The organism is Tahibacter soli (genome assembly GCF_025717065.2).
Classification (GTDB): Bacteria; Pseudomonadota; Gammaproteobacteria; order Xanthomonadales; family Rhodanobacteraceae; genus Tahibacter; species Tahibacter soli.
The window spans coordinates 265,506-283,932 of the sequence record NZ_JAOVZO020000014.1; the positions used below are offsets into that span (position 1 = coordinate 265,506).

The 18,427-nt window shown below is 63.2% G+C and carries 17 protein-coding genes and 1 pseudogene; 6 read left to right on the forward strand and 12 right to left on the reverse strand.

Going from position 1 to position 18,427, the window contains the following annotated elements; all coding sequences use genetic code 11:
• Positions 1-11: 11 nt before the first annotated feature.
• Both OD750_RS09610 and OD750_RS09615 read right to left on the reverse strand, forming a co-directional pair.
• The gene (locus OD750_RS09610; RefSeq protein WP_263544868.1) at positions 12-812 is read right to left on the reverse strand and encodes an enhanced serine sensitivity protein SseB C-terminal domain-containing protein; all 801 of its coding nucleotides are present in this window, start codon (positions 810-812) and stop codon (positions 12-14) included.
• On the reverse strand, positions 809-1,480 hold the full coding sequence (locus OD750_RS09615) for a hypothetical protein (RefSeq protein ID WP_263544867.1): 672 nt from the start codon (positions 1,478-1,480) through the stop codon (positions 809-811). Before OD750_RS09615 ends, OD750_RS09610 begins: the two co-directional genes overlap by 4 nt.
• A gap of 268 nt (positions 1,481-1,748) precedes the next feature.
• Between OD750_RS09615 and OD750_RS09620 the strand changes: the two genes are divergently transcribed.
• The 3 genes and pseudogenes from OD750_RS09620 to OD750_RS09630 all read left to right on the forward strand — a co-directional run.
• Positions 1,749-2,033, forward strand: a complete 285-nt coding sequence (locus OD750_RS09620; protein WP_263544866.1) for a helix-turn-helix domain-containing protein — start codon at positions 1,749-1,751, stop codon at positions 2,031-2,033.
• Positions 2,034-2,168: 135 nt separating this feature from the next.
• Positions 2,169-2,426, forward strand: coding sequence for a hypothetical protein (locus OD750_RS09625; RefSeq protein ID WP_263544865.1), 258 nt, complete (start codon positions 2,169-2,171; stop codon positions 2,424-2,426).
• 196 nt (positions 2,427-2,622) lie between these two features.
• Positions 2,623-3,555 (forward strand): annotated as a pseudogene (locus OD750_RS09630) (site-specific integrase); the annotation flags it as partial.
• A 43-nt stretch (positions 3,556-3,598) separates the two neighbouring features.
• Here OD750_RS09630 and OD750_RS09635 read toward each other — a convergent pair.
• The gene (locus OD750_RS09635) at positions 3,599-4,912 is read right to left on the reverse strand and encodes a hypothetical protein (RefSeq protein ID WP_263544864.1); all 1,314 of its coding nucleotides are present in this window, start codon (positions 4,910-4,912) and stop codon (positions 3,599-3,601) included.
• 299 nt (positions 4,913-5,211) lie between these two features.
• The gene (locus tag OD750_RS09640; RefSeq protein ID WP_263544863.1) at positions 5,212-5,415 is read right to left on the reverse strand and encodes a hypothetical protein; all 204 of its coding nucleotides are present in this window, start codon (positions 5,413-5,415) and stop codon (positions 5,212-5,214) included.
• A 1,243-nt stretch (positions 5,416-6,658) separates the two neighbouring features.
• Between OD750_RS09640 and OD750_RS09645 the strand changes: the two genes are divergently transcribed.
• Positions 6,659-7,684 (forward strand): hypothetical protein, encoded by a 1,026-nt coding sequence (locus tag OD750_RS09645; RefSeq protein ID WP_263544862.1) that lies wholly within the window; start codon positions 6,659-6,661, stop codon positions 7,682-7,684.
• Between the two features lie 92 nt (positions 7,685-7,776).
• On the opposite strand, the gene OD750_RS09650 is transcribed toward OD750_RS09645, so the two are convergent.
• Both OD750_RS09650 and OD750_RS09655 read right to left on the reverse strand, forming a co-directional pair.
• Positions 7,777-9,507, reverse strand: a complete 1,731-nt coding sequence (locus tag OD750_RS09650) for a hypothetical protein (protein ID WP_263545335.1) — start codon at positions 9,505-9,507, stop codon at positions 7,777-7,779.
• Entirely contained in the window at positions 9,411-11,501 is a 2,091-nt protein-coding gene (locus tag OD750_RS09655) for a hypothetical protein (protein ID WP_263545334.1), read from the reverse strand. The genes OD750_RS09650 and OD750_RS09655 overlap by 97 nt, the downstream gene beginning before the upstream one ends.
• Positions 11,502-11,628: 127 nt before the next feature.
• Between OD750_RS09655 and OD750_RS09660 the strand changes: the two genes are divergently transcribed.
• Positions 11,629-12,063 (forward strand): P-loop NTPase family protein, encoded by a 435-nt coding sequence (locus OD750_RS09660; protein WP_263545333.1) that lies wholly within the window; start codon positions 11,629-11,631, stop codon positions 12,061-12,063.
• Positions 12,056-13,615 (forward strand): ABC transporter permease/substrate-binding protein, encoded by a 1,560-nt coding sequence (locus OD750_RS09665; RefSeq protein ID WP_263545332.1) that lies wholly within the window; start codon positions 12,056-12,058, stop codon positions 13,613-13,615. The genes OD750_RS09660 and OD750_RS09665 overlap by 8 nt, the downstream gene beginning before the upstream one ends.
• Positions 13,616-13,637: 22 nt before the next feature.
• Here the strand turns inward: OD750_RS09665 and OD750_RS09670 are convergent, their stop codons facing one another.
• From OD750_RS09670 to OD750_RS09695, 6 genes are all read right to left on the reverse strand, one after another.
• A complete protein-coding gene (locus tag OD750_RS09670; RefSeq protein ID WP_272841909.1) occupies positions 13,638-13,910 on the reverse strand; it encodes a DUF5985 family protein in 273 nt (90 codons plus the stop codon).
• Positions 13,907-14,164 carry a DUF5985 family protein gene (locus OD750_RS09675; RefSeq protein ID WP_263545231.1) on the reverse strand — a complete coding sequence of 86 codons (258 nt, stop codon included), beginning with the start codon at positions 14,162-14,164 and terminating at the stop codon, positions 13,907-13,909. Before OD750_RS09675 ends, OD750_RS09670 begins: the two co-directional genes overlap by 4 nt.
• Positions 14,165-14,551, reverse strand: coding sequence for a hypothetical protein (locus tag OD750_RS09680; protein ID WP_263545232.1), 387 nt, complete (start codon positions 14,549-14,551; stop codon positions 14,165-14,167). It lies immediately after the preceding gene.
• An 821-nt stretch (positions 14,552-15,372) separates the two neighbouring features.
• Complete coding sequence (locus OD750_RS09685) at positions 15,373-16,011, reverse strand: outer membrane beta-barrel protein (RefSeq protein ID WP_272841910.1); 639 nt, start codon at positions 16,009-16,011, stop codon at positions 15,373-15,375.
• 46 nt (positions 16,012-16,057) lie between these two features.
• Complete coding sequence (locus OD750_RS09690) at positions 16,058-17,200, reverse strand: HupE/UreJ family protein (protein ID WP_263545234.1); 1,143 nt, start codon at positions 17,198-17,200, stop codon at positions 16,058-16,060.
• Positions 17,197-18,390 (reverse strand): tetratricopeptide repeat protein, encoded by a 1,194-nt coding sequence (locus tag OD750_RS09695; protein ID WP_263545235.1) that lies wholly within the window; start codon positions 18,388-18,390, stop codon positions 17,197-17,199. The genes OD750_RS09690 and OD750_RS09695 overlap by 4 nt, the downstream gene beginning before the upstream one ends.
• Positions 18,391-18,427: the final 37 nt, after the last annotated feature.

The following is an 18,427-nucleotide window of genomic DNA, read 5'->3' on the forward strand; positions in this document are numbered from 1 at the left end:
GAAATCCTGTGCTATTGCGCCGTCCGGGGCGCCGAAGGGGCAGCGAGAACATCCGCCATACGCCGATCGAAGAACCGAAACGTCGGATTGAATCCCGAGTTCAACAGGCCCTGCTTGCCAGGCTTGATGTGGACAATGTCGAGGTCGTAGGGCCCCTGGTAGGTATCGCGGATCACGAGGCTGCTGTCGCGTACGACGGGCTCGGGATCACCATCGATGTCGAGGCCCAACAGCAGCGATTCACGTCCCTCGTACATCCCCTTCACTGACGCCAAGTATGCGCACAGTACCTGAGGGAGTTGGCTATAGAGCAGCGTCAACGCGTGCAGCATCGTGACAGGGGGATCGATGACACGGCGGAAAGACATCTCCCGCTCCGCCTGGAGCCGGAAGCTTTCGGGCACGACCAGCGTCCCGTTGGACAACAATGCTTCGGCATCGGATGGAGTCAGTTCCACATTGAATTCGCTATACGGATTCAAATGAAGAATGGCACCGCGCGTCAGCTCGAGGAGCTGTCGCGTATCAAGTACCAGACAGCGCGCGCCCTGCGGCGCCGCTTCGAAGAACGTTCGTGCAGACGAGAAAAATGGAATGGCGTCGGTACCGTCGATGCGCTTCCACTGCACGAAGTGAATGCGGTCCGGCCGAGCTACGCGTCGCGCACGTGCCTCATCGGGGAGGATGACCAGCACAGGGCTTTCCAGAAGCTTGCGGTAGAACGCGGGGCGCCACGCCGCTTCCTCGCTCGCCTGCTGGAGCAGACCTTCCAGCGCGACACCATCGGGTATGTCGGGAGTCAGCACACTCATCGCGAGCCTGTCGGCAGGGATCCGCGGCACGTCTGCCGTTGTGCGACGGTCCGCGCTAGCGCATCGAGCGAGGGGCATTCGGTGTAGTAGCGTTCACCGAGGCCGGTGACCGTCTCGGCAAAGATCGCGGTGATCGCGCTGCGCGGCAGATCTGACGGGCGCGTCATGCCGCGGATCACCCAGCCTTCTGCGGCGGCTCGGCGCACGTAGTTGCGGATCGCGGCCGTGAACGCGTGCCCGGGTTGGCCGTATCGAGGGAACGATCTTCGTTGCTCAAGCGCGAGGGAGCGAAGCGCGATGTGCACCAAGTACATAATTTGGTGGACGCTGAACTGGGCGAGTCCCGCCTGCAACGCCTGGGTGGCATCGCGCGCCCAATTCGGATTGAACCCGGTGTCGGCCAGGACGCACTGGGCATACTCGGCCACCTCCGCCAGTGCCAGGCTCTCCCAAACGAGCGCCCAGGTCTTCAAGACATCGGCATTCGTGCCGGGGGCGTCACCCCACGCGTGAAGCGCCTCGGTGCAGGCGCCCGGCGAGCGCAGGATCCGCCAGCCGATGTGCTCAAACCCGTGCGACAGCCAGTCACGGGAATCCAGCCAGTCCTCTGCCCAAGACAGCGACAGCTCCGGCTCGATGTAGCCCAAGCTCTGCAGGGCCAGCAGCATGCGTTGGGCGAAGCGGCCGTGAGGCGCCAACGGCTCCCTCAGGTTGGCCAACGGTAATAGCCGGGTACGCGATCGGTCGGCGCCGGCGCGCAAGGCGGACACGAAATACAGATCGGCAGTGAGATTCGTCCCAGGCACCGCTCGTCACCTCGCGACGATGGGCTCGCACAACATCGGAAGAGAAGGATTCCCTTACAAATGAACACTATAGATTGTAGTTCTATAGGGTTCAATCGGTTGTCATCCGCGAATTCCCGAGAGTTCACGGATGCCCACCAAACGCTCCCTGCCTGCTGCACTCAAGTTGGCCCGCAAAGCGCGCGGCCTGAGCCAGGAAGCGTTTGCTGACGTATCCAGCCGCACGTACATGAGTACGTTGGAGCGCGGCATGAAGAGCCCTACGCTCAATAAACTCACGGCGATTTGCCAGGTACTGTCGGTCCACCCGATGACGCTCCTGGCCCTGTCGTACACCGGCGGCAACGCTGGGGAACTCGACACTCTCCTAGCCAAGATTCGCCGCGAATTCGGCTCGCTGACCGGGAAATCCTGAAAAACGAGTTCACACTTGCGGCGCAGTACCGCAGGTGCTCGGATTTCGACGCATCGCCTTGTTTGTTCGCGCCGATTGCGTCTACCGTTGATGCGACACCGTAGACCAAACCTGTGAAGAGCCGGGCATTTCGCGATGAGTGAGCTTGTCGAAGAATTCGAGTCGCGCTTGACGGACCGCTACGGGGAATTTGTTCCCCCGTCCTCGCTGTGGAAGGAACTGGGGTTCGCGACGCCGGCATCGTTCCGAAAAGCGCTTTCGCAAAATCGGGTCGAGGTCGAAGTCTTCGATATTTCCGGACGCCGCGGATCGTTCGCGCGTGCCCGCGATGTCGCGCGGTGGCAGGCGACGGTGTACGCGACTCGCCGACGCCATGCGACCCAGCAAAGCTGACACCCCTGGTCGTAGGGATCGCAGGGCGCTAGCCTAAAGTTCGTGGTTGCTCCAGAGTCAAGTCGATGAATATCAGTGATCCGGCCGCGGCCGCCCTGAGCGACCGGCAGGCACGAGCGCAGAGCACGGCGTCCAACACCACGCTGGCCCCGAAAGGGGGCTATCGCACGGCGGTGCACCGACCTGGAGTCGATGCATGAGTCGCGTCGAGCAATACCTGGAAGCCGCCACGCGTGCGAATACGCGCCGTAGCTACGAAGCCGCAACGCGCCATTTTGAAATCGACTGGGGCGGGCATCTGCCGGCCACCGCTGACAGCGTTGCGCGTTATCTCGCCGACTACGCTGGAGCGCTGTCCCTCAACACGCTCAGGCACCGTCTCGCCGCGCTAGCGCAATGGCACACGACGCACGGCTTTGCCGACCCTACGCGCACGCCGCACGTGCGCCAGGTCATGAAGGGTATTCAGGCGCTGCACCCGGCGCAGGAGAAGCGAGCCACGCCACTGCAGCTCGAGCAGCTCGCCCGCATCGCCGATGTGCTCGAGCAAGCCGCTGTGCAAGCTGATTACGCCGCGCGGTCGGCCGACGCGTTACGCCATCGGCGCGACCGCGCCCTGATCCTGCTCGGCTTCTGGCGCGGGTTCCGTGGCGACGAACTGCTGCGTCTTCGCGTTGAGCATTTGCAGCTTGTTCCAGGTCAGGGCATGACGTGCTTTCTTGCGCGCACCAAGGGAGATCGCCAGAACGCTGGCACGACCTACAAAGTGCCGGCGCTCACGCGCTGGTGTCCGGTCACGGCCGTTGCGACCTGGCTCGAGGTCTCCTCGCTCACTGCGGGGCCGGTTTTCAGGCGCATCGACCGCTGGGGACACCTAGCAGACGACGCGCTGCACCCCAACAGCTTGATTCGTGTGCTGCGTAACGTGTTTGCGGCTGCCGGCGTCGCAGACGTCGCGACCTACAGTAGCCACTCACTGCGCCGCGGCTTCGCCGGCTGGGCCAACGACAACGGTTGGGACGTCAAGACGCTCATGGAGTACGTCGGCTGGCGCGATATCCATTCGGCCATGCGTTACATCGACGGCGGCGACGGGTTCGCGCAGCGGCGCATTGAGGCCGCACTGCCGGTGATCGGCCGCGATCGCTAGACGCCGGTCGACAGCTTTCTGGTCAGCGGCGCAATCGATCAGCGGCTGTCTGAACCGTGGAGGGGGAAAGAAGATCTATGTGTTGGGCCATCACATGTTGCTCGAGAAGCAATTTGCGGGTCGCCGGATCAGAATTGTCGGCGACGAATCCTTGAACGATTTCGCTCAGAGGGATCTGCTTGGCGGTTGCCAGCGCAATCATCGATTCGAACTCGTAGACGCTCGGAAAAAACATTCTTGCCGGCGTGAGCACGTCGGAATTCCAACGCTCGTGGTTCCATTGCTCAGTACCTATCGTCAGCTCCCTAAGGGCTATCCCATCAGTAACCACGACTTGCTTGAAGGTGACGCAGAGAAAGTAGATCTCTGCTCGCCGCAGATCCTCGGGAAGTCGGGCTACCGTTGCGATCGCCTGGTCCGCAGCTCGTAGCAAAGATGTTCTCAATCGCTCAGCCAGCTCCGCTGGCAGATTGTGGTACAGCTCGTCGTAGTGCCCTTCAATCCCTTTTGCGTCGATCAGTACGAGTACCTCATCAAAGACCAGCGCAAAGTCGACAACTTGTCCCTCGCCAAGCAGTCGCCCTTTCAGCTCTTCCTCTCTAATGGAGTGGCAATGCAGGTCCTCGATGACTTCAGCCACGAAGTTTTCGAAGGCGGGCCCGAAATCGTTCATGAAGGGGCGAGCGCCCAGCGATCGGGCGAGATCGAACACGACGCTTTCAAGATTTCTGAAGAGTAGCTTGTGGTGAATGCAGACAGGACCTAAGCCCTTCGCCTCCAAGAATGGAGTGCGCACCAACGGAGACTGCTCGCAAACTTCTACTTCGGCAGGAGTATTTCTGGCCTGTAGAGCCGCCAGCTCTTCGTGTATTGCGGGAACATTTCTGTTGAGGAGCCTCCGAATCAGTTGCCAGTGATCCGGGTTACGCGGCGTTTGCGGCCGCAGTTCCGCCAGGGCTTCCAAACGAAGCATGTCTCCAGCATCAGCAGCCATATGTGCGAGCTGCACGGCAAATTCGGCTGCAGAGATGCCGAAGGCTTCTCTAAATCGCGCCATCGCGGCGGATCCTGCCATGAGTTCTCCGAGTATGCGCAGCTGCCGTGGAATCGAGCTGGCATCGAAGGAACGTTGCAGCCAGATCTGCTGCAGGGCCATTCTTCGCATGAAGATTGCTGGTCGCCCTTCGACCGCCTGCAGCTGTCCAATTGCATCCCAGGTGCTTTGAACAACAAAGCGGACATCCTCGTCCGCCGGTTCCGGACGGCGGTCATCGGGACGCCAGTTGGCCAGCGCCCATTTGGCGATCAATAACCAGATGTGCGGTAGTCGTTGCAACCACGGCATTCCGTCGTTGGGCTCGCGATTAAGCTCCCTGTGTGCGGCAGTGAAGAATCCGAGAGCGCGACACGCTCGGAGCCGCTCCTTTGCTTGGGCCAGTAGTAGCCGACCGCGTTCTATGGTCATCGGGGCCCTCTGGGCTGGCGGCTTTCATGTCCGCGCCGTGGCGGAAGATAGACCTAAGCATGTCAAAAGCTTGATCAATATGCACGCCATCAGAGCTGGACAAATATTGCCTTATTTCAGCAGCTTGCAATACAAATGGCACCGTACCGTAGCTTCCTTGTCGCTACCTCTTACAGGAAGTAGATCGGGCGCGCCAAGAAACTGTCGTAGTCCAACGCGATCGGGTTCACCTGGAGCAGTCGCATCGCAGCGCGCTGCAAACGCTCACCGAGCAACTCGAACAGTCGCAACGTCGTGCTCATGAACTTGAGCGACGTGCCGTGGCCGGCGAAGCACGGACAGCCGCGCAGGCACAGGAGGTCGAGCGTTTGCACCAGCAGCTGGCGGCACGTGAAAAAAGTCGCTCTTCGCCAAAGACGAAAGCTGCAGAGAAGCCGTCGACGCCGAGCCGGCGCAGGCGGCGTTCCGAATCGTAAACCTATTTCTGTTGTGCCTGGTATCGACAAGGCGGCGTACAGGGCTTTGCACTGCGCCGTCTACTTATCGACGAGAACGGCCGCGCGAAGGGCACGCTGGCCGCTGGCGAGGGCTTGTGCGGCCTAGCAGATCTCCCGGCGTGCGCTGAAACTGTCTTGCGAACAGCGAAGTTACTGTGCCAGGCGCAGCCTTGCTGGAAGAAAGTGACAGCAATAGTGATTATGACAGCTTTAGCGAACATCGGACAGTTTTAACGAGCACCGACAAGGAGGCGCGCCAGCAGCCTCGCAACCCATCTCTGAAATTTGACATAATATACATATTCGATCATTTCATCGAAGGATCAATCCGAAAAACTTGAGGCGTTAATACGAATTTCGGGCCGAGCCCCTCAGTTCGGGACGATGCTTCCAGTCCTTAGGCGACGGACGGTTGTCGGCCGGTGTCCTGGCAAGCGGCGTTCGAGGCGATCGCGCTAGCGCTCAATGCCCTGGATGATCCCGACACCGCCGAGTTCTATGGAGTCCTGCCTGGCATCACCTCAACGAAGCCGCCATCGGTGCCCCGCTACTGCGTGGTCCGAAGGCGAAGTGAATGCGACATCGCGTCTAGGGATTCAAATCCGGGTGAGAACCGAGCTGTGGCTGGATGTGCCGCATCAATGATGCGCAGAATTGTCTGCTCGATCGAGCAATCTTGCACAACATTGTCGGGGCGAATGGTGGCCAACACGCACCGACTCAGCGCGGCACACATTCTGGCCACAGTCTTGCGCGGTGGCGTCAGCGATGCACGAAGATTTCCGCGTGACCGTCAAAGTTGCTCAGGAATATCGGGGCCTGCGCATGAGAAAACACCCTAGATTGTTGAAGCACTGACCCTTTTAAATCAGTACCTTAGGTGAGGCAACGTTGTCCGTTACAACCAGCCAACAAGTCGCCCTAGCTACGGCCAACAGAACGCCCTTTTGGGGCCAACACGTCGCCAGAGCTTCGGATAATGGCCGACAACAACGCCAGACGTTCGGATATGCGTCCAAGTCGTCGCCCGTCGTTAGGTTCCTAGGACGAAGCGCCGTACGTTCGAATGCTGCGAAGAACGAGGCGCCTCGCCTGGGTTCACAGTAAGCCACGAGACCCCATGGATCTGTTCCAGCCCGTTGTTCCGGTCGACAAGCAGCACGACATCTTCCGGATGCTCATGCACCCGGCGCATGGGCCGGAACGGGCGGTCATCCAAGGATGGGCGGCGGGCTTCCTCGATCGCGACGGAAAATTCGTCAAGGAGTTTCAGACAACGTTCCAGTCCAGCTTCTGGGAGCTCTACATGCATGCCGTGCTGAAGGACATGGGCATGAGCCTGGACTACTCGTTCCACGCACCTGACTTTGTCGTGATCGCGCCGACGCCGTTCGTGATGGAAGCCACTATCGCTTCGCCCCCTGACGGCGGCGCGCCGGCGTACGGGCTGCGCAAACCCGCAATTTCCGACGACTTCGGCGAGTTCAATCGCCAGGCGATCTTGCGCCTGTGCAACAGCTTCACCAGCAAGGTTCGCAAGTATCGCCAGCACTACGCCACGCTGGCTCATGTGCGCGATCGGCCCTACGTGATCGCCATCGCGCCGTTCGACCGACCGCAGGCGCACTTCGCGGCCAACCGCCCAATCATGGCCACCTTGTACGGGATCTACTTCGACGAGGATGCGACGATCGCGGCCCAGGCCGAGAACGTGATCATGCGCCACATCGAAGCGGTCACCAAGAACGACAACGCGAACGTGCCGGTAGGAATGTTTTCGGATGAGACCTACAAAGACGTGTCGGCCGTGGTCTACGGACCGCTCGCCACCTGGGGCAAGGTGCGGGCCTTGGCCGATGCGCCCGAACGCAATATCGAGTTCACGACCTTTCACCCCTCAAACGCCCCCGGGTTGAAGCCCGACGTGCGCACGACGATGAAGGCAGGCTATGCCGAGCACCTGCTCGATGGGCTCTATGTGTTCCACAACCCGTATGCGGAGCAACCGCTCCCGGCCGATGTCTTCGACCACGATCGACTGGCACGCTACGTCGTGCGGCCGGAAGGTGACCTTGAGGAAAGGTGCCCCGACGATCTTTTGTTGATGCGCATGCTAATCAGCAAAGAGAGTACCTTCAGGCTGTGAGCTAGGCTCACGTTGATCTGCCGTTGAACGCTTTGCACCGGTAAAGGGTCCGATCGTCGCGGTAGAACCGCTCCCATCGCGGTGCTCGCCGGCTACTCACTCGGATCGGCTCCGTCGCCGAGTCGGCTGCGAAGCAACGAATCGAGCTTGCCGAGCCGGACGAACTGCGTTGGCACTGGACGCGGTGGTCGGCGCATGAACGGGTAAATGCGCGGGCACACGTACAAATCTTCGATGCGGCACTCGACGGGGGCGGCCGCGGGCCAGTTCAACAGCTCCAGTATTCGCGGCCCGTGCTTATCCAGGAAAGCGTGTCGGCGTGCGATCTTCGCCAACTGCCCCGATTCGGGGGTCCTTCCAAAGACTTCTTCGCGAAGACGCCGCGTGTCTTTGATGCAAAACGGCGGCTTGTTGTACTTACATTCGACCATGAACCACTGGTTGCTTTCTGGACGGTAGGCCAGCACGTCAAAATCGCCGACGTCGTCGAAGTCCTCTTGCGGAAACCGCCTGGCGAAGTCGATGCCGTGCCCGAAGTACGTGAAGTGACGGCCGAACACCTCGACGGCGCGCAGTTCCAGATCGTCTTCAATTCGCTTCTTGATCGACGCGGCGACAGCTTCGATCTCGGGATACCCGAAGTCAGCCGGCGGATAGCCGTCCGAGAACGTGCCATTCCAAATGCCGAAGGCACGATGAGCGGCCGCCGCGCCCCACACTAGCTTGTCTTGCCCTACCCGCAGCAAGGGCCGGATGGCGTAACGGTGGACGCGCTTGCGATGCTCCCAGACCGGCACATCGCCCTCCTCGCGATCTCGACCGGCGAGCACGCACACGCGGTTCGCGTCCAAGGTCAGAAAGTCCACCGCCGCCTCTACTTCGGCCGGCGGCACTTGTGGCAGGTGCGCGACGAGAACAGCCAACACGTCTGCTTTGGGCGCTTTGTAGTACCACGCCAGCGGAAAAGCCCCTTGGTGGGCGCTCACCCATCGACCCAGAACCGTCAACACGGGGAGGAGCGTCGACAAGGAAAAGCCGACACTGTTCAAGAAGGCCGCGCTTAGCCGTTGACTCTCGGCATCGTCCATCGCTGTGACGCGATCTTCGGTATCGCTGCGCTCCAAGAGCTCGTTCGCGGCCTCTTGCTGGTACGACTGGTCATCGTCGCCTTCGTAGAAAACTTCGGGGATGAAGTCGCTGTCGACGTCGACACCGCCGACTTCCAGTTCGTTGTGGAGAGTGTCACTCGCACCATAGAGCACCAGCAGCCAATCGACCTGCGCGAGCATTCCTTGCCAGTCTTCAACCAAGGGACCCCTGCCCCCCGATACGCCGCGGCTATATCCAAATTCCAGCAGGTAGCGCACGTTACGTGTCGCCCGTATGAATTCTTCGTGCGCCTTGGCCAGTTGCTCAGTGCGATCGAAATCGACTTCATGCGACCGGCTCATTTGAAGCCGCATGGTCTCGCGGTCGTAGTCGGCCACCAGGTGATCGAATTGCTCGACGGCAAGGCGAATGAGTGCCTGCTGATCAAACTTTCGAATGTGTTCGTGGACTATGGCTCGGTAGCGATCCCGGATCTTGTCGATCACCGCCTTGGCCTGCTTGAGTTCGTAGCGACCTGGCGCGATGCCTTCGGCACGAAACTCCATCGCCAGATCGCGCCGGGCCAACTTGAAATGCTCCGGATCGGGCGAAATCGGGTCGGGGTGATCGGGGACGTCTACGGTCCGCTCCTTTTGTGAGAGGGTGAAGCGAGGCGTTCGGTCCGCCGTCGTCGCCAAATCTCGCAGCACCTGCTCATCCAGGGACGCGCCCACCAGGGCGCACGCCCCCGAAGCCACTCGCCTGCACAAAACGCCTCGAATCGGGCATCAGCCGTATCCTCTAGGCCAAAGGCGACCTGGGAAAGGTCGACCTCGACGTCCACCACCAGCGAGTCGGCGTTGCGTTCGCGGATGGACCACGCCGTCAGCAGCGGATCGGTGGAAGGCTCACCCCCACGCTCCGATGGCAGGCGGTCCAGGTTGGCGCGGCAATGGGTCACGATGCGCTGGTGCGCGAGCAAGTCGGTGGGAAACAGCTCGGCCCGTTCATTCCATGCGTCCGCCACACAATGGACGAAGAGCTCCAAGAGCTTGCCGTGCGCAAGCTCCAAATCCTGCGCCTCGACATCGAGCATGAAATGCAGCGTGGGTACGACCCGGTCGGCGCACCAAGAAAGCTGCGGCCGGCTCCGGTGGATTAGCTGACGCAAGGTTCCTTCGGTAGGCTCGACTGACCAAGTCGTGGGCTCGTCGTCAGGAAACCGGCGTGGCGCCGAGGCCCAGAACTCCCGCAGCTTCTCAAATCGGAAATTGGACCCCCCGTGTGGGTCGAGCATGATCATGTTCGGGCGAATCGCGCCACCGATCAGCACGCCATGCGAGTGCCGGTAGGCGGCGAAGTGATCCATGGGACTGGTGAAGGGCGATGCCGATTCTTCGTTGGCATCCACGAAGGCGAAAAAGCCTTCGAAGTCCTGCACGCGCTTGACCGATTCGACGATCGAAACCAGATCGACGAGGAACAAGGTCCGGGCGGCGGACGAATGCGGGACCGCGACCGAGGCGCCTGCGATAGGCGCGACAATGGCGACGATCACCCGCACGGCGCCCGCCGGACGCCCTTGCAACGGCATGTGCAGGAGCTGGCCGGTGGCCAGATTCTGCGCGAGCAGGCCGTCGTCTTCTTCAATCAGGGCGCGAAGCCGCGTCTCAGCCGCAGCCAGGTCCTTGGCGCGCCTGACGTCGATGATGACCACCACCCACAGCGCGTTGCGCGTGCGGAGGAGTGCGCTGACCTGCAGATCGGCCAACTTCGGGTGGCGAAGCGACACACGCATTGGTCCAGGAACGATGTCCGCCGCGCGGAAGCGCTTGGTCAGAAATTTCGCGGTTTGTTCTGTCGTGTCTCGCTCCAGTTGCCCGCTGGGCCTGGCCTCGCGTTCGTCCCAGTACTGGATCACCGCGGCACATAGACTTCGCGGACAGACCGGAAAGCGCTCTCCTTCCAGCTCCAGCCACGCGAACGGCAGCAGCTTCCCCGACATGAATTTGGCCGCGAAGGAGGCCCCGTCCGGACGCGGGATGGCACCTGGGCGAGCGACCAAAGCGGGACTTACGGCCAGCCTAGCCGCAACGTCTGGAATGGCCTGCAACGCCGATCGAGCCTGCGCCCAGAACTCTTCCGGCGGAACCTCAAGGTGGCCCGATTCGATCCCACTGACATCGCTCGGCTGCGCGATGTTCGTCAGCAAGTGGTCCTGCAGCGCCAAGACGGCATGCAAGTCATTCTGCCCCGGCGCACCTCCAGTCTTGGCGAGGCGAAAGGCTTCGATGAAATCCGGCATGCGCTCGAAGGAGCCGCCGTACATCAGACGATAGACCGTTCCTTCAAAGACGACTCGGACTTGGCCCCAATCCACCTCGGGCACGTAGTCCTCCATCATTGGAAACGCGGGCAGCAACGCGTGCAGACGCGTCACGAATTCGCTGAACTCGGCGTAGGTGATCAAGCGACGATCGGCAAAGGCGGAAGGCTTTTCCGCCACGAAGACCGACGCCGCCAACGCCTGGCGACCTTGCGCTGAGATGTTGGGCAACCACAATTCGCCGACGAGCAGAGCAAGGTAAGCGTCGATCGCGTTGATCGACGTCAGGTGGCCGCGAATGGCCTCAATGCTGCAATTCAATGCCTTCGTGCTTTCGTTGACTGGCCGCTGCGGGGCCTGAAATTTGCGCCGGTGTGGCTTCCTGGGCTTCCGCTTCGACATGGCCTACTTCGCCTGGGATCGGTCACTCAGGACTGTTGTCGATTCAGGTCGCCGAAGCAATCACTTCATCGCCATTACACGGATGTATACTTCTCACATGCGTCCCTGTAACACGTCTGGGACCTGCGTGGTGCCAGATCCTGAGCTGAGCAAGGGCGAGCGCCAGCTACTCGGCGAGCTCGTGAGCTGTCCGGCGGGCAGCGTCAACGCGTCGGTTTCGCGCGCGCGCGCGCTCGCAGGCCGGCCCCGAATCGTGCTGATGGACGAGCCGTTCGACGCGCTCGATCCGATCACGCGCGACGCACTGGCGCGATCGTTCCGCCGGCTACACGACACGCTCGACCTGACGACAGTCATGGTGACGCACGACGTCAACGAAGCATTGCTGCTGGGCGACCGCATCGGCGTGATGCGCAACGGCGAGTTGGTCGGCCTGGGAGCACCGCCCGACCTCCTCGACGCGTCCGCAGATTCGTATGCCCGGCAGTTGCTGGAGATGCCGCGACGACAGGCCGAGCGCGTCGCCCGGAAGTTCGACGCGCATCCCCTCGCCCATGGATGAGCGCATCGCCGCCGCGCTGGCGCGGTTGCCGCTTTACACGGCCGAACACGTCACGCTGAGCGCCGCCGCCCTCGCGCTCGGGCTGCTGCTGAGCCTGCCGCTGTCGATATTCGCGTACCGGCGAGCCTCCTTGCGCTGGCCGCTGCTGACGGTCGTCAGTGTCGTACAGACGATTCCGAGCCTCGCCCTGCTCGCGCTCTTCTACCCGCTGCTGCTGGGGCTTTCGTCGCTCGCGGAACACGCGTTCGGCCGCGGGTTTTCAGCGCTCGGATTCCTGCCGGCGCTGCTGGCGCTCACGCTGTATTCGATGCTGCCGGTCGTCCGAAACACGGTCGTCGGCCTCGCGAGCGTCGACCCGGCGCTCGTGGAGGCGGCACGCGGCGTCGGCATGACCGACCGCCAGCGGCTCTGGCAGGTCGAGTTGCCGTTGGCCGCGCCGACCATCCTCGCCGGCGTACGAACCAGTGCCGTCTGGGTCATCGGCACCGCGACGCTGTCGACGCCGATCGGCCAGACGAGTCTGGGCAACTTCATCTTCACGGGCCTGCAAACCGAAAACTGGATTTTCGTCCTGGTCGGCTGTGTCGCGGGCGCCGTTCTCGCGCTCGTGACGGATCAGTTGCTGGGTCTGATCGAAATCGGGCTTGCGCGTCGCGAGCGGCCGCGCATCGTGGTCGGCGCGGCGGGCCTGTTACTCGGCATTGCTGTCGCCGTCGTCCCGATGACGGGTCGAAACGCGCCGGAATACGTCGTCGGCGCAAAGACGTTTCCCGAACAGTTCATCCTGTCGCGCCTCCTCGTCGATCAACTGCAGGAAAACGGCCTGTCGGCTTCGCAACTGTCGGGCCTCGGCTCTACGGTGATCCTGCGTGCGCTCGCCAACAACGAACTGGACGTCTACGTGGATTACTCGGGGACGATCTGGGCGAACGCAATGGGGCGACGCGACAACCCGGGGCGCGTGGCCGTAACCCGCGAGGTCACTCGGTGGCTGGCGCAAACGCATGGCATCGTCGTGCTCGGCGAGCTCGGTTTCGAGAATGCGTACGCGCTGGCCATGCGTCGGGAACGTGCCAAGGAACTCGGCGTTGCGTCGATCGCCGACTTGCGTATGCACGCGCCGACGCTGGTGATCGGCGGCGACTACGAATTCTTTGGGCGGCCGGAATGGTCGTCCATTCGACAGGCGTACGGCGTTGCCTTCAGCCGCGAGCGGCAATACCAGTCGACGTTCATGTACCGCGCGCTGGCGGACGGCGACGTCGACGTCGTGTCGGCTTTCTCGAGCGACGGCCGCATCGCGTCCTACGACCTGAAGGTTCTCGACGACCCTGCCGGTGCCATTCCACCCTACGACGCGCTGTTGCTGGCGGCACCGTCACGCGCGCACGACGACAGGCTCCGCGCGGCGCTGAGTCCGGTCGTCGGAAAGATCTCGATCGACTTGATGCGCAAGGCGAACCAGCGCGTCGAAGACGCCGGCGCCGGCGGCACACCACGCACGGCGGCGCGTTGGTTGCGCTCGCAGTTCGTTGCGCCGGCGACTGACTGACGCATGAGTCGTCGACTCGCCGTTACCGAGGCCGTCTCGGCCGATTCTTGTCGAGGATCGCGGCAAGAATGAGTCCGTACGCGACAAGCCGGACGAGGTAGACCAGCGCGTCGTTCTCGTCGGACAGTCGCAGCGCAACTTCCAGCGTACGACCGGCTGCGTCGAGCCAAAACGCGGCCACGAAGAAGACGAAGATCCGGTCGCGAGTACGCCTGAAGAATCGAAGAAAAACCAGGCCGGCGACGAACGAAGCCATCGCTATAGCGCCGGTCGTGAAGTCGACCATGGCGTTCATTCGCTCCGGTTCACCAGTCCGTAGAGCAGCAGGCCCATCGACAGCAGCGTCGTGGCCAGCCTCAGCGGCAACAGGTCTACCGTGGGAACCACAAGCTTGTCGACAACCAGGATGACGTTGCTCGCCATGAGGCCACAGAAACAAAGGCCGCTCCACCAGAGGATCGGACTCTGGGTTGCGCGATAGGCTCGTAGCAGGAGTACGGCGCACGCGAGTGCGGTGAGTGCGCAAAGTCCGTAGACGATACTGGCCATTTACGTCTCCTTGCGAACGCGAAACGCGTCGGCGAAGTCTTGCGCCGCCTTCGTTTCCGTCGAATGAATTAACTGCGTGACCTCGACCAGGTGCCGGGAATAGTAGTCTTCGAGGCGATCGAGCACTTTACCGATGTCCGAAGAGCGGGGCGCGTATACGAAGGTACCGTCGTCGCCTTCGGCGGCGATCGCACCCAGATCGCACAGCTTGGCGAGCGCCTGTTCGGCGCGAGGTATCGATACGTACAACCGCGAGGCAACCCGAGTGGCGTCGTGGCCGACCGTGCGCGCCGCTCGAAAAATCAGTAGCGCTTCAACGTCAGGGACGGTCAGCGCATTCGACAGCACGAACCGTCGCAGATCGTCGGGAATCGCACTCCCGGTCATCACCTTTCCCTGAATTACGAGGCCTTGACGCCGTCAAGTATACCGGACGCTCACGGCTTCGACACCGTTTGGCAACGGGCCGGTGCAAATACATGCTCGGTCGCCGGTTCGCGTCACGGCGCACGCTTGCCCTCGTCGCACGACTCGCCGCTGTCGGCACAGCAGCAATCCCACGCCGGCGGCGACGCTACTTGAGTTCCCAGTGCGACGGAACGTCTCGTGGGATCGGTGTCAGCCGTGCGCGTTGATTCGGCGGCGAGTTATGACGTAACAACTCGAGGATCTCGTAAAGCACTGCCTCCCCGTCCGCGAATTCGTCGCGACCTCCTTCAACATCGTCGCGCGAGGGAACGCGCTACGGCTGAAAACCGTCCCTGCGCCATTGTGAATAATGCCACAGCTAAACTGTTCGAACTGACCCCCGGCGATTTCGACCGAACTGAAACGTGGAAGAATGCTCTCGCCAATGAGCGAGGCAACGATGCGCAAGTCCCGCTTCACGTATCACGTTGCAAGGAGGTCGATTGCCGCCGAGGAGGTATTGGGGAATGAGAGTTCACATTGCGGTCGCGATCGTCGGGTTGCGTAAAGCAAGACGAGCTTCGCCTGGCGCTTCAAAGTGGCCGTTTGGTTTTCCTGCATCGATAGAGGCTCCGGCTGAAGCGGGTTGGCGCTCGATTTCCACAATCCACCGAACGCCAACCCTGAAGTCCGCAGGCTGGATTTTGTTGCCTTTCACATTCCGGCATCCCGACGAACTGCCGCACCGGGACAACTTGCAGTACGACCGGACGGCGAAATATCGGCCTCCTTCAGAAGAGCTAAAACGTATACACAATTCCAACTGATACAAAGTCGACGTCCATCCTGCCGCCCGTCGAATCGTCGCCGAGATCGTTGTGCCGCGCCCACTCCACGCGCGCCGCGAGCTGCTGCGTGAACGCGTACGTGGCGCCGACCGAATAGACCGGCTTGGTGGTGCGCTTGCGCTGCCGGTCGGCGCCGTCCACCAGTTCGACCGAACCTTCCGCGCGATACGTCGTCTGTGTGCGCGCGAAATACACGCCTGCGCGGCCGTAGACCGCAAACCGGTCTCCGATCGGATAACGGCCGACCGCGCTCAGCTCTTCTCCCTTGACGGACGTTTCGCCCGCCAGCGCGCCGGGCGGGTCCACGTCGGTGCGGAACCGCGTGCTGCCGAGGTCGGTATAGGCCGCTTCGACGCCCAGATACGGCATGAACAGGTACCCGGCGAAAATCCGATACGCCGTGTCCTTGTGGTCGCTCGACGTCGTCGCGCTCGAGAACCCCAGGTCGAGAAACTGATCGTTGCGGCCCTGCCGCTCGGCCGAGGCGTCGGAGCGGCCGACCTGGCCGCCCGCGTAGAACTGCGCCTGTGCCGGCGCGACCAAAGCGATCATCAAGGCCGCCAAGGGCCAGGTTGCGGAGCGAACGTTCATGGTGTGCCTCCTGCTCGGTGAATGACGGAACTGTTCGGTAACGCTTTCAGAAAGGCATGAGCCCGAGATTCAGACTGCGGTCGATCAGCCAGCCGGCCGCCAGCACGGCGATGGCGATCGAACCGCCCTGCAGAACCACGGGTTGGTACATCGACTTGCGCCGCGCCGCGTAGGCCAGCGGAATGAACAAAGCGACGAGTATCAATTGACCGGTTTCCACACCGAGGTTGAACCCGACCAGCGACAGCGCGAGCGAGGATCGCGGCAAGTCGAGATCGGCCAGCACGCTCGCGAAACCGAAGCCGTGCACCAGCCCGAAGGCGAACGCGACGATCCAGCGCTTCGACGGCAGGACTGCCACGAGGTTGTCGATCGCGGTGAGCAGCACCGACGCGGCGATGGCCGATTCCGTCAGCCGCGCCGGCAGCGACACGACGCCCAGGGTGGCGAGCGCCAGCGTTGCGGAATGCGCCAGCGTGAACGCGGTGACGGTCTTCACGACGCTGCCGGCCGCCGGCGCGACGTTCGGTACCGGGACCCAGGCGCCCTGGCGCCTGACGAGCACGGCCGGCAGCAGCAACGCCAGCAGGAACAGGAGATGGTCGTATCCCGCGGCGATGTGGATGACCCCGTCGCGCAGATAGCCGAGGAGCTGCGTGCCCGCCGACACCCCTTGCAGCGGAAAGACCTGCTGCCGCCGGTCCGCGGGAAACACGGCGGTGACGACGTGTGTGTCGGCACCGTCGACGATGTCGAGCTTGAGCAGGCCGCGATGCTGCGCATCGACGTCGAACAGCAGGCTGTAGTCGATCGAGAGCGATTCGCCGCCGGCGCACGAGCCGCCGAGCGCGAGCACGACATAGGCGCCGTCGCTGTGCCGGTCGACGCGGTGGTCGGCGACGCCCAGCGCACACGGCGCGGCCGCTGCGACGCGCAGATGGCCGAGTGCGTAGCGGTCGATCTCGGCCAGGCGCGTCCGCACCTCGCCCCAGTCGATGCGGCCGTCTTCGTTGCGGTCGAGATCGAGCACGACGTCGAGGTCGCGCAGCGCGATGTCCCAGCGGCCGTCGAGGCGGTCGTGCTGCAATCGCAGCGACAGATAGCTGTCGCTCGGCTTGTGTGCGAATGCCGGCCCGGCGCCCATGAGCGCGCAGGCGGCGGCCAGAAACAGCCGGCGCGCGCGCGTCACGGCGCACGTACCCGCTGCGCGAGCGCCGCGATCTGCCGGCCTTCGAGGCGGGTCGCGTCGATCCATCGCACGACGGCATCGGCCGCGTGCGGCTTTCCCGCCGCGAGCGCGCATTCGAGCGCGATGCGTGCATCGAGCGGTTCCTTCTGCACGGCCCAGTTCTGCAACGCGAGATCCAGCGCGATGTCCGGCGTTTGCTCGAGCGCCAGCCGGAACCGCGCTTCCTCGCGCAGGTGCACGCGGTCGCCGCGGGCGCGCAGCGCGGCGAAACGATCGCTCAGTGCACGCGCGCCGACCGCCGCATCGGCGGACCCGAGCAGGCGGTCGGCCTGCGCCCGGCGCAGCAACAGGTTGTCGACCGGCGTGTCCGATGCGACGAGCGCCGCCACGTCGCCCGGCCGGTTCGCGTCCAGCAGGAAATCCGCGTACGCGGCGAGCGTGTACGCGTCGCCGGGATCCTTGGCGAGGCTCGTCCGATACCAGTGCTCGGCGTCGGACCCGCGGTCGAGCCGCTCGGCCAGTTCCGCTTGCAAGGTCATGGCCCAGGTCTGCACGGCAACGGGTTCGTTTGCCAGGCGTTCGCGCGACGTCAGCGCGTCGAGCGCCGCATACGCGCGCGCCGCCTGCCCGGCCACGCCGTCGACGGCCGCGCGGCAGATCGTGGCGATCGTCGCGGAGGCCGCCGGTTGCGTGTGCTCGCAGCTGCGTGCGGCGCCCGCGAGATCGCCGGTCACCTGCTGGATCGTCGCAAGGGTCAGCCACGCCTGCGCGTTGCCGGGTTCCCGCGCGGTCGCCTGTTCGAGATCGCCGCGCGCCGCGTCGAAGGCATGACTGCTCTGCCGGATCGTCGCGCGCAGCAGCAGTACCGGCACCGGAGGCGCGGTCTCGTTCCACCACGGCGCCAGCACCGCCTGCGCCTGGCCGAGCTGGCGCGGATCGGAGGTCGCACGCGCTTTCTGCAACTGCCATTGCGCCAGTCGCAACGCGACGTCGAGATCGGCCGGGTCGCGCGCCAGCAGGGCGCGCATCGCGCGCACGGCGCGATCGGCCGCGCGGTCCCTGCCGGCCGGAAGCCGTTCGAGCACTTCAGAATCGCTGGCGGGCCGATAAGGCGCGGCGGCACCGGCCGTGAGCCAGGCACCGAGCAGCGGAACGGCGAGTGCGACCAACCGGAAAGTCGTCATGGGCATCGGGAAGCGGGCCGCCGCGCGGATACGGCGGCCGCGC

Coding starts and splice junctions, on each gene's coding strand:
- OD750_RS09610 (WP_263544868.1), bottom strand. CDS start 812: ATGAGTGTGCTGACTCCCGACATACCCGATGGTGTCGCGCTGGAAGGT.
- OD750_RS09615 (WP_263544867.1), bottom strand. CDS start 1,480: ATGCTGCTGGCCCTGCAGAGCTTGGGCTACATCGAGCCGGAGCTGTCG.
- OD750_RS09620 (WP_263544866.1), top strand. CDS start 1,749: ATGCCCACCAAACGCTCCCTGCCTGCTGCACTCAAGTTGGCCCGCAAA.
- OD750_RS09625 (WP_263544865.1), top strand. CDS start 2,169: ATGAGTGAGCTTGTCGAAGAATTCGAGTCGCGCTTGACGGACCGCTAC.
- OD750_RS09645 (WP_263544862.1), top strand. CDS start 6,659: ATGGATCTGTTCCAGCCCGTTGTTCCGGTCGACAAGCAGCACGACATC.
- OD750_RS09655 (WP_263545334.1), bottom strand. CDS start 11,501: ATGTCGAAGCGGAAGCCCAGGAAGCCACACCGGCGCAAATTTCAGGCC.
- OD750_RS09665 (WP_263545332.1), top strand. CDS start 12,056: ATGGATGAGCGCATCGCCGCCGCGCTGGCGCGGTTGCCGCTTTACACG.
- OD750_RS09670 (WP_272841909.1), bottom strand. CDS start 13,910: ATGAACGCCATGGTCGACTTCACGACCGGCGCTATAGCGATGGCTTCG.
- OD750_RS09675 (WP_263545231.1), bottom strand. CDS start 14,164: ATGGCCAGTATCGTCTACGGACTTTGCGCACTCACCGCACTCGCGTGC.
- OD750_RS09680 (WP_263545232.1), bottom strand. CDS start 14,551: ATGACCGGGAGTGCGATTCCCGACGATCTGCGACGGTTCGTGCTGTCG.
- OD750_RS09685 (WP_272841910.1), bottom strand. CDS start 16,011: ATGAACGTTCGCTCCGCAACCTGGCCCTTGGCGGCCTTGATGATCGCT.
- OD750_RS09695 (WP_263545235.1), bottom strand. CDS start 18,390: ATGCCCATGACGACTTTCCGGTTGGTCGCACTCGCCGTTCCGCTGCTC.